The organism is Mixta mediterraneensis, assembly GCF_014946725.1.
Taxonomy (GTDB): Bacteria; Pseudomonadota; Gammaproteobacteria; order Enterobacterales; family Enterobacteriaceae; genus Pantoea; species Pantoea mediterraneensis.
The window spans coordinates 1-10,359 of record NZ_JACFXY010000029.1; the positions used below are offsets into that span (position 1 = coordinate 1).

General features: G+C 47.9%; 11 protein-coding genes and 1 other annotated feature. Of the genes, 3 read left to right on the forward strand and 8 right to left on the reverse strand.

Translation table 11 applies throughout. The features are described from left to right. Positions 1-103: 103 nt before the first annotated feature. Complete coding sequence (aroQ, locus tag H2P46_RS22675) at positions 104-445, reverse strand: gamma subclass chorismate mutase AroQ (protein ID WP_238939088.1); 342 nt, start codon at positions 443-445, stop codon at positions 104-106. Positions 446-1,250: 805 nt separating this feature from the next. Here aroQ and H2P46_RS22680 point away from each other — a divergent pair. After that, entirely contained in the window at positions 1,251-2,156 is a 906-nt protein-coding gene (locus H2P46_RS22680) for a DMT family transporter (RefSeq protein WP_193407000.1), read from the forward strand. 511 nt (positions 2,157-2,667) lie between these two features. Here H2P46_RS22680 and H2P46_RS22685 read toward each other — a convergent pair. From H2P46_RS22685 to H2P46_RS22710, 6 genes are all read right to left on the reverse strand, one after another. Beyond that, the gene (locus tag H2P46_RS22685; RefSeq protein ID WP_193407001.1) at positions 2,668-4,200 is read right to left on the reverse strand and encodes a hypothetical protein; all 1,533 of its coding nucleotides are present in this window, start codon (positions 4,198-4,200) and stop codon (positions 2,668-2,670) included. Positions 4,201-4,339: 139 nt separating this feature from the next. Next, a complete protein-coding gene (locus tag H2P46_RS22690) occupies positions 4,340-4,561 on the reverse strand; it encodes an IS3 family transposase (RefSeq protein WP_420846559.1) in 222 nt (73 codons plus the stop codon). Between the two features lie 91 nt (positions 4,562-4,652). Continuing rightward, entirely contained in the window at positions 4,653-5,600 is a 948-nt protein-coding gene (locus H2P46_RS22695) for an autotransporter domain-containing protein (RefSeq protein WP_193407002.1), read from the reverse strand. A gap of 58 nt (positions 5,601-5,658) precedes the next feature. Further along, complete coding sequence (locus H2P46_RS22700) at positions 5,659-5,952, reverse strand: hypothetical protein (RefSeq protein ID WP_193407003.1); 294 nt, start codon at positions 5,950-5,952, stop codon at positions 5,659-5,661. Between the two features lie 99 nt (positions 5,953-6,051). Next, entirely contained in the window at positions 6,052-7,053 is a 1,002-nt protein-coding gene (locus H2P46_RS22705) for a hypothetical protein (RefSeq protein ID WP_193407004.1), read from the reverse strand. A gap of 101 nt (positions 7,054-7,154) precedes the next feature. After that, a protein-coding gene (locus tag H2P46_RS22710) for an IS3 family transposase (protein WP_420846558.1) occupies positions 7,155-8,368 on the reverse strand; the annotation gives its coding sequence in 2 pieces (ribosomal slippage) (positions 7,155-8,080 and positions 8,080-8,368; 1,215 coding nt in all). Further along, positions 7,971-8,087, reverse strand: a sequence feature (AL1L pseudoknot). Its footprint overlaps the gene before it by 117 nt. A 176-nt stretch (positions 8,369-8,544) precedes the next feature. Between H2P46_RS22710 and H2P46_RS22715 the strand changes: the two genes are divergently transcribed. Further along, on the forward strand, positions 8,545-9,513 hold the full coding sequence (locus tag H2P46_RS22715) for an IS5 family transposase (protein WP_193406241.1): 969 nt from the start codon (positions 8,545-8,547) through the stop codon (positions 9,511-9,513). A gap of 265 nt (positions 9,514-9,778) precedes the next feature. Here the strand turns inward: H2P46_RS22715 and H2P46_RS22720 are convergent, their stop codons facing one another. Beyond that, positions 9,779-10,093, reverse strand: a complete 315-nt coding sequence (locus H2P46_RS22720; RefSeq protein ID WP_193407006.1) for a hypothetical protein — start codon at positions 10,091-10,093, stop codon at positions 9,779-9,781. Positions 10,094-10,191: 98 nt separating this feature from the next. On the opposite strand from H2P46_RS22720, the gene H2P46_RS22725 reads away from it, so the two are divergent. Beyond that, positions 10,192-10,359: helix-turn-helix domain-containing protein (locus H2P46_RS22725; RefSeq protein ID WP_193407007.1), on the forward strand; the 168-nt coding region annotated here is incomplete at its 3' end.

The following is a 10,359-nucleotide window of genomic DNA, read 5'->3' on the forward strand; positions in this document are numbered from 1 at the left end:
GTTAATCATTTTTGCCCTCGCTCTACGGGCGGAGCAAACGGAATGGTCATTAAAGCGTTATAACCACTATTTTTAATATAACCTTTAGGCTTATTGCCAAAAATTAACGAATCCTTGCGGTCACCCATTCTGCCCGGTAGCGGTACTGAATAGCCTTTGCCACGTCCATTTGCGCCTGGACAAATGCCCGGACAGAGTTCGGCTCAAGTCCAAGGCTGGCAGCCTCATCAAGCGTACTGTTCAGGACCCGTTCTTCCTGTTGCAGATTTTCCACAGAGGAATGATGCACCGTTTTCCAGGCCGCGACGTCTCTCATCAGCGTCAGTCTTTCGTTAATCAGCCCGCTGACGGACTGTTGTGCCTGAGCCACTATTGGCATCAGCAGAGAAAAAGAGAGCGCGACGCCCAATCTGCCTCGTGAAAAAAAATGCTGTTTAATACTCATATTTGGTCCTTTCTCCGTGATATGAAACTGATTTATAGTTTTCAGTACTGTAGATCACAGCCTTACTGGCGCTGTAGATAGCGTCGCTTTACGCATTTCATTCCATTATTCTGTATCGTAACTATCAGGTATTGTCACCCCGCCAGGATAAACTAACCTATAACCATGAGCGCTCTGCAATAATATTCGTAAATTAATCTGAGTGCTGATAAAAATTAGCATTACGCAATCAGAATGCCTGTTTTTCATGGGGGAGATATAAATCTCAAATAACATCATATCGCATCGTTATGATTAATTAGAAAGTAAACTTTTTTCGATGAATAAATCTTTAGTTTCCCACTGGGAAGAACATTGTATCGGTAAAATCACCATAAATTTTTATGTTGCGAATGAGTGCTTCATAAGATGATGTTCAGCCGCTGTAAGATAAGGGGTGCAGAGTTAGCCTGACATATGAATTTTTATTGGTGAGTTATAGTTTTAATCGTTACAGCTTTAGCAAGCGTCAGGTTAAGCTTTCCTTTACTTAGCTGCGCCGTCTGGCTGGTAATAAACTCGTCCTCATCAAGGCTGTTTTCCTATCCCGCATAAAGTTGATGTTAAATTAGCTGCGCTTTCCAGGAGCATGCCGATGCATTGTGCAATTCGGTTGTCACCGCTTTAACTGCTTCTTCCTTTATCATTTAGCCTGGCAATCCTTAATGGAGAATTTTTTTCTCTTAACATGCGAAAAAGGTGCATATAAAGAGATTTTTTTCTCAGGTTAAAAGGGTATATTATTTTCTTTACGTGAGGAGGAATCATGCGAAAAGCTACAATCTCAATATTATTTATCCTGGTTGCGTTAACCTGGGGTACAACATGGCTGGCAATGAGGATTGCTGTTGAAACTATCCCACCTGTGTTTGCAACCGGGATGAGATTTATATTTGCGGCGCCTTTTTTGATCGGTATTGCGTGGTTAACCAAAACACCATTATTTTTTCCTCGCGGTCAGCGTTTTTTCCAGTTTCTGGTTTGCATTTTTTATTTTTCCATCCCTTTTTCTCTGATGATTTACGGTGAAACCTATGTTAGCTCTGGTCTGGCTTCCATCATCTTTGCCAATATGCCCGTGGCAGTATTGATTGCATCAATATTTGTTTTGAATGAAAAAACGAATGTAATGCAGCTGGCTGGATTAGTTATCGCGATAGTCGCTTTAGCAGGTATCCTTCTGGAAGAAACAAAATCAGGTACAGACAGTCATTGGCGTGGCATCGCTGCGCTTGTTTCTGCCGTCGTTATACATGCGATAATATACACACAGTGTAAAAAAAGGAGCTGCACTGTATCTGTTATAACCTTTAATGCCCTTCCCTGCCTGCTTGCTGGAGTAATGCTTTCTGCTGTGGGCTGGATATTTGAAAAACCGCAAATTGCTAGCTTTTCACTTCATTCGATATGGTCTACTTTTTATCTGGGGGCTTTTGCGGGCGTATTTGGTATCTTATGCTATTTTTTACTGCAGAAAAAAGCAGGTGCTTTTCAGGCCTCGCTTGTATTTTTAATTTTTCCTCTCATTGCGGTAAGTCTGGAAAGTTACGTTTATGGATATGCGATTTCATTGTACTCGATGCTGCTGATAATACCTTTAGCGATCGGTATACTTCTTACTCTTGGTTCCCGGAATAGCTGTAGAATAAGATCCGATGGTGTCCGGCAGTAACATATTTTTTCGTCGATTTCTACTATTACTGTATGGAATGTAAATTACCTTACCCGCTTTGTTTATTTCGGCGAGTTGCTCGGGTTCTGTTTTTTATTAATACCCAGCAAGGTACGATAATGTGTTAATGGAATGTATTGCATCCAGCATCATTGCGTCCAGTTTTGGCAAGTAATTTATCCAGAGCAGCAGGTGAGAAAGTATATGAAGCCAACATTCCGAGACTGATTCTGCGTTATGCCAGGTGATGACCTGGCATAACAGCTTTCAGACTCGCTTGCACATTATCGGGACGACGTGTAAGTGATGTAAGGTCCTCTCCAGTATCATGGGTGACAGAGCTCTGTCCGGTGAACGCCTGATTCACAGCCCGAACGGCAGGTTAGATGCCAGGATCATCGCGCTCTTCTCGTAACCCGATGATCTCACGTCATGACTACCGCCTGAAAGATAGGGTCGAATCAGTGGGCATCGTTAATTTAAGATACAAAATCAGTCCGGTGATGGTAGATCAAAAATCATATCCCAGTGATTCACGAATACTCGCGACTTCACCCGCAATCCTCGCCGCTTCAGTAGTATTTTGCTGCGCCCAGCGCTGCACCGCTTCATATCCTCCGGCCTGCTCAATAGCATGACGTAATCTGGCACCCAAAATGCTTTCTGTCTGCGCCTTACTCAAAAAATGACGCTCCTCAAGGCCAGCATCAGAAACATCCATCAGCGTATCCTTCAAAATTTTATGGATAAGATCGTGATCGTTAGCCACCGTGATTCGATAGGCGATTTTTTTCAGGGTCTCGGGCAACCACTCGGCCTTTCCCGATAAAAGCTTAGCGACATCCCCATAAGGCATATAAGAGAAATCCTTGCCTAATGCCGCTAAATCACTTCCAAATACGGCTTTTTCTTGCACAAATGCGCTATTCAAAGGCAGAAATGCAGGCGGCCGTTGGTTGACCGCCCCACTGTAGCCCTCCGGTTTTGATTTTCCCCAGAAACCGACACCAAATGAGCTCCCTCGATCCAGACTGGCCACCCGGTATTGCCCATCAGAATTTTTGGAGATACCGATATTTTCAAAACGCTCATTTAAAAAATCCCAGTCGCCGACAATCTGCCCAATGACAATATGCTCCTGAACCATTTTTTGGATTTCAACCGGTAACGTTTTTAGACTCTCAATAATTAATTCACGAAGCGGCCGCGCTTCAGCACGATAGCCATCGACAAATTCTTGATCGGTGACCTGCCACCAGTCATTTGGCCGACTTTTTTCCAGATTCTCCATTTTTTCATAATGACCTGTTATCTTAACGGCATTATCCTTTAATTTAGTTATGTCTTCCGTCTTCATTTCAGGATGAAACATGGCGAAATCGTCTATCGCTGTATTGCTGCTGAAAAATCTCCCCAAATCTTTAAAATTAATTGTTTCTGTTGCGATATATGGAACACCCGAAAGAGCTCCAATAAAAGACCTGGGCGCCCCTTCTGTCCCCGTCGTTAATAAGCGAGTCAGAGTATTACTGGCAACTTCAGATGAGGCGAAATATTCCTGTTGCTGGTTTGTGAGCGGAACATAAGCGACGCCGGGTTTGATAAAACAGGACATATTACCCAATTTATAGAAACTTCCCCCGCTGGATGTTGCGGTGCGATCACTGGTCGGAATTGCATTGGTTAAATCAAGGGCATAGCGTGAGGGCATTGCTGGCTGTGCCTGTGTGGCGGTCGGCACCGAGCTGAGATAAGGGAGCTTTCCACTGCTTTTTGTTTGATCGCTGACAGCGGATAATTCATCATGCGAGGTGTTTTTTAATGTGCTGGCTAAATTATGTAAGTGCCGCTCTTCAATGACAACTTTTGCTAAATTACTTTCTGAGTCTGAAGTATTTAAACCTTCGGGGCTGTTATTAACTTCTTTTATTAAGGAAGCCAGAGGGGAAGTTTTGTTATCGTTATCGGGAAAAGACTGCTGTTTCTCTATATGTATACTGGAAGAGCGGGCTACAGATGATCTTTCGAGAGTATTATTGGGCATGTTGCTATCTCACTGAACGTTAGTTAACGACCAATGTCATCACACAACTTTCCTGGTCGCTATTAAAAAACGCTTTTTAATAGCAGCTACTCTCAGGAGTGAATCGCCACGGGTAATCCAGACACTTCCGGGCCGTTAACTAATATTGATGTTCATATCCCGCCGGTGACATCTTATCGCTCGAACCATACTGATGAACACTGTTATAAAACGTTTCGAGGTAATCGGAAATATCTTTGTGGGCTTCTTTCTGCGTTCCGTAGATATTTTTCTTTATTCGTTCATGCTTCAGTAGCTGGAAAAAGTTTTCTGCAACCGCATTGTCGTAGCAGTGGCCGCGACGACTCATGCTGTCTTCCAGACCGTGTTAATTATAAAAAAAGCCGGTCACTAGCAGGTGACTGGCTTTTTGGATGCATCAAGGGCGTCAGGAGAAAACACCGCAGAGGCGATTAAAAGTGATGGTTAACCCCGACTAACATTGCGGTATCACTGCTGTGGTTTTCAAAGCGAGTAGTGGCTTTAATGGTGGTGCTCAGGTTTTCATTAATACCGATATCTGTACCGAGACTTAGCGCGGTTGTCTGCATCTTTTGACCCTGTGAACGCTGATAATCCATGGCACTAAAGCGGCTGTTATCCGTAATATCAGTGGTGTAGTTAACGTCGGCCCAGGGCATCAGTTTTACGCTACCCAGCTTAAAGTGTGCCGTGGTACGCAGTCCCGCTCCAGCATACATATTTTCCCGCTGGTTATGACCGAACTGACCAGCCTTATCGCTGAATCCCTGGGCGTCGGTTTTGTTCCAACCGGCTAAGACATAGGGTTGTACAATGAGCTGCTGCAGCGGCTTGATTGCCACACCGGTGCGCAACTCAGCGCTGTAACTGTTACCATGACTGCCGCCAGTCAACTGCTGCTTATTGCCATCGGTCGCTGCGGTTACGTTTGCAGCCTTCAGCGAATAGCTCATATCACCCCAGGTCAGGTTGCCGTTGGCAAACAGACCCAATTTGTCATCGCGCAGGTTTTTCTGCCAGCCGCTGTAAAGCGTGTAATAACGTCCGTTTACCCGGTTATGGAACTGCGCGCCATCGCCACGATCATTAACTTTCGTGCGGGTAAATCCAAACGCCAGACCTGAAGTCAGCTGTGAATCGTCTGAGATTTCGCTGGTCCAGTCCATTCCCAGCATCGTACCCTGCATTTTGCCGTGATAACCGGCATCGCCACGTTGAGAATCGTTTTGACCGATATAATCACTCCAGACATTCGCGCCTGGCTGACGGTGATTAAATAACGCGTCTTCATCAAGTTTGCTGAAGCGCTGGGCCACGCTGCCGGTTACCGCTTTGCTGCTGCGCTGGGCCGCATTCAGGTTGGCCTGAGCGCCCTGCACATCGCTGGCCAGCGTGCTGCGCTTAACAGCAAGCTGTTCCTCAGTGGTGCTGCCCGATTTATTTCAGAGCCAAATCATAATTCCAGGCACCTTTACGGGCCGTGACTTGCTGGCTACCGTTAGCAAACTGAGCCTGCATTTTACCGCCGCCGTTACTGGTCCAGTAACCAAGGGCGTGCTCGCCTTCTGTTGTTGCCACAGAAAATGTTTTAACCGTTGCGGTATTAATACCCAATAGTGCGCTGTTGATCGCAAACTGGCTTTCGGTATCCATTGCAAGCTGAGCAGAATTCAGTTCAGCAGCGTTTAAAGCGGAATGACCGGTCAGATCAACAGCTTTATTACGAATCACGGCAGTATCCAGCAGACTGCCATCCGCAGCATAAATATGGGCGAAGTTGTTAACATCACCGCGCAGGATGCTGCTGTTATCGATATGAATTTCACTATCCTAACCCAGCGAGCTCACATTCCCTTTCACTTCAGAATGGTTAGCAATCTGCACATTATTTTTACCGGTGCCGAGAGTAATATTACCTTCAACCGTTGAATGGTTGAGGGCAACGGTAGTATTCCCCGTGGCTTTAGCGGCATCCAGGTTGTGATTTACGTCTGAATTGATCAGGGTAACCTGATTAGTCCCGTTCCCGGTTAGCGTGATATTTTTTACGCCACTGTCTGTCAGCCTGATGTCGGTATGCTGACTGTTATTGAGAGTAATATCACCGGCGACAGTGGATTGCTGACCAATATCCAACAGGGTTTCTTTACCACTCACATCGATGCCGCCTTCAAACTTAGATTTTCTTAGAGTGATCGTGGAGTTTCCTGCCTCAGCGATGACAATGGCTTTGGCAGAATTAGCTAAATTTTTCTGCCGAGTGTCTTTGAAGTTAACGTGGTTTTCTGCTCCTTTTAGCCGGGTTGCACCGGTAATAGTTGAGCTGCTGATTGAAATATCTTTAGCACCACTATTTTCAGCTGAAATATCTCCATTCAGCGCAGAGGTATTGATGGATAAGGCTAAAGAGCCTTTATCTGCGCTGTCAAAATAGATTGAGTCGCCCAGCGCATAATTTTTGTCCTGTAATCCCGTCCCTTTCGGGTGTTCGTCATAGTTATGATCTTTTTTTACGCCGCTCAGTTTTACATCATCAAGGGTGATTTTTGTCTTCGTCGTAGCATCTTTGTCACCGCCTTCAACAAAATCTGCCTGTGTCTGTTTGATCGAAAGTGTCTTCGGAGTGCCTTTGCTAAAATTAATGTAGTGACCACGTAAATCCTGGTTAGTAATCTCATCCGTTTTACGGGGGCCCATATAATAATTGCCAGGGTTAACGTTTGCAGTTTCTGTTGTCGCATTGGCCGAAAAGGCAATACCTGCGTTAGTTGTAGCCAGTAGCGCAATAGTTACGCTTTTGGCAATGATAGAAAGGCGCGTGTTTATCAACATTTTAAAACTCTTAATACTGTCTTTACAGACAGCCTTGGGTTAAAAGGAAATATACAACCTGAACCGCCCCGGTTTTCCGGGAGAGTATTTTAGTTGGGAACTCAGGCTGCCAGATCCTTATTCCCGATGGAAGCATAATATGCCCGTTCGGCTTCTGCCGGTGGGATATGCCCCAGCCTTTCCAGCAGCCGGCGATTGTTGTACCAGTCCACCCACGCCAGCGTCGCCAGCTCCACTTCGCCGCGGTTTTTCCAGCTTTGCCTGTGTATCACCTCCGCTTTGTACAGGCCGTTGATGCTTTCGGCCATCGCGTTATCATAAGAGTCACCCGTGCTTCCCGTTGAAGCCAGAAGCTCCGCCTCCTGCAACCGCTGTGTGTAGGCCAGCGACACGTACTGTGAACCTTTGTCGCTGTGATGGATGGTTCCTGATGGCCGACGGACCCACAGCGCCTGCTCCAGCGCATCCAGCACGAACGTCGTCTCCATCGACGATGACACCCGCCAGCCCACGATGCGACCGGCGAACACGTCGATAATGAACGCTACGTATGCGAAGCCCTGCCAGGTGCTGGCGTACGTGAAGTCTGCCACCCACAGCTGGTCAGGGCGTTCAGCCACGAACTGACGGTTCACCCGGTCATGCGCGGCAGGGGTCTTACGGCTGACGGTGGTTCGCACCTTTTTACCTCGCAGTACGCCGGTTAGGCCCATGGACTTCATCAGCCTCGCGATGGTGCATCGGGCCACGCTGAAGCCCTCCCGTAGCAGCTGGCGCCAGACCTTGCGAACACCATAGACGCCGTAGTTTTCGTCGTACACGCGCTGTATCTCCTGCTTCAGTTTCTCATCACGCTGGTCGCGATGGCTACGTCTGTCAGGATGCAGCTGATATTCACGGTAGCGGTAGTATGACGACGGGGCGATATCCAGCTCATGGCATACCGGTCCGACCCCGTATTCATCGCTCAGGGTATCCACCAGGAGGGCTATTTTTTCCAGAGGCGGTCGAACTCCGCCCTCGCAAAATAAGCTGAGGCCTGCCGCAGGATATCATTGCTGCGCCGCAGCTCGCGGTTCTCACGCTCCAGCTCTTTCAGGCGCTGGCGCTCAGTGGTGGGGAGACCACCATCACCGCCACCGGCATCACGTTCATACTGACGCAGCCAGATACGCAGGGTCTCCGGCGTGCAGCCGATTTTAGGGGCGATGGAACTCAGGGCTGCCCACTGTGAGTCATATCCGTCCTGGCATTCCAGAACCATGCGGACGGCGCGCTGCCGTATCTCGGGGGAAAAACGTGTATTTTTAGTCATCCTGTTTACCTCTCTCTCAGGGAGTTTAGTCTCCAGGATTCCCGGGGCGGTTCAACCCCTGTATCTGAACTGACGCCTGTATTCGCTCAACGCAAATTTCGCAGACTATAATTAAAAACTATCAGGTTATTTTGTCCTGTTAGTGGCTTTGTTGAATAAATCGAACTTTTGCTGAGTTGAAGGATCAGATCACGCATCCTCCCGACAACACAGACCGTTCCGTGGCAAAGCAAAAGTTCAAAATCACCAACTGGCCCACCTACAACAAAGCCCTCATCAACCGTGGCTCCCTCACTTTCTGGCTGGACGATGAAGCGACTCATGCCTGGTATGAGTCGGCAACGCCTTCATCACGGGAAAGACCTCAGCGCTATTCTGACCTTGCCATCACCACCGTCCTGATGATTAAACGCCTGTTCCGGCTGACCCTGCGGGCTGCGCAGGGTTTTATTGATTCCATTTTTGCCCTGATGAACGTTCCGTTGCGCTGCCCGGATTACAGCAGTGTCAGCAAGCGGGCAAAGTCGGTTAATGTCTGTTTCAAAACACCCACCCGGGGTGAAATCGCACACCTGGTGATTGATTCCACCGGGCTGAAGGTTTTTGGTGAAGGCGAATGGAAAGTCAAAAATCACGGCAAAGAGCGCCGTCGTACCTGGCGGAAGCTGCATCTGGCCGTTGACAGCAGAACACATGAAGTCATCTGCGCGGACCTGTCTCTGAACAACGTCACGGACTCAGAAGCTTTCCCGGGTCTTATCCGGCAGACACACAGAAAAATCAGGGCAGCCGCAGCAGACGGCGCTTACGACACCCGACTCTGTCACGATGAACTGCGGCGCAAGAAAATCAGTGCCCTCATCCCGCCCCGAAAAGGAGCGGGTTACTGGCCCGTAGAGTACGCAGACCGTAACCGTGCAGTAGCGAATCAGCGGCTGACCGGGAGTAATGCCCGGTGGAAATGGACAACAGATTACAACCGTCGCTCGATAGCGGAGACGGCCATGTACAGGGTAAAGCAACTGTTCGGAGGTTCACTGACGCTGCGTGATTACGATGGTCAGGTAGCAGAGGCTTTGGGCATGGTGCGTGCGCTGAATAAAATAACGAAGGCTGGTATGCCAGAAAGCGTGCGTATTGCCTGAAAACCCGGTCAGCTACAGAGTCACTCGTCCTGAAGCTGATTTATTCAACAAAGCCGTAATCTGCATACACGAGCGCCACGACCACGGCGGAGAATATGAAGAGTAGAGAAAAGAATGGGACGCTAATTAATGGCTTCCCATTATTCAGTCAATCCTGAAAAAGCAGCAAAGGAAAACGTTCCTGTTTATCGTGTTTGATTATCTAACACACCATTAACTGTTTTCTCTAACTCCGCATTGCGGCCTGCTCTGAAAGGCACAAACCTTATAAGGAGGCTTGATCCTGCTCCGCATCAGAACCGACAACAGCGTTTTCATCGCTCAATCGATAGGGTGAAACGTGAATGGCATTGGCTGCAACTGGATAGACAGCAAGGCTTAGCGCCTCCTTTTTCTTTTCCGCAAATGAAGCCGCAGCCTCAGGCTCGCGCCCTCCCCAGATGTTAATTCCTTCCGGGATCGATGGATGCGTATATTCCGGCGATATTTCCAGTGTCTGCCCGTTATCCAGTTTAAAAACAACCGATTTGCCTTCGGCAGGTATCAGATTCCCGTCTTTATCGTTGATGAAAATTTTCATGAGAGCTCCATCCTGTCGCTACCGATGTAAAACTGGCCCACCTGCCGATGTAAATCTGACCCACCTAGGGTAAAAATGGCAGTTTTAAGGCACTGCCAATGATGACATTGGAGACCAGAGTGGAGATTAGTGTTTTACACCGTCAGGGCATGTCGATACGCGCCATCGCGCGCCAGCTTTCATGCTCTCGTGAGACCGTTCGCAGATATATTCGTAGCCCGCTGCCCGTAGCGGATATGCGCTACAAGCCTCGCGCACCCAGACCC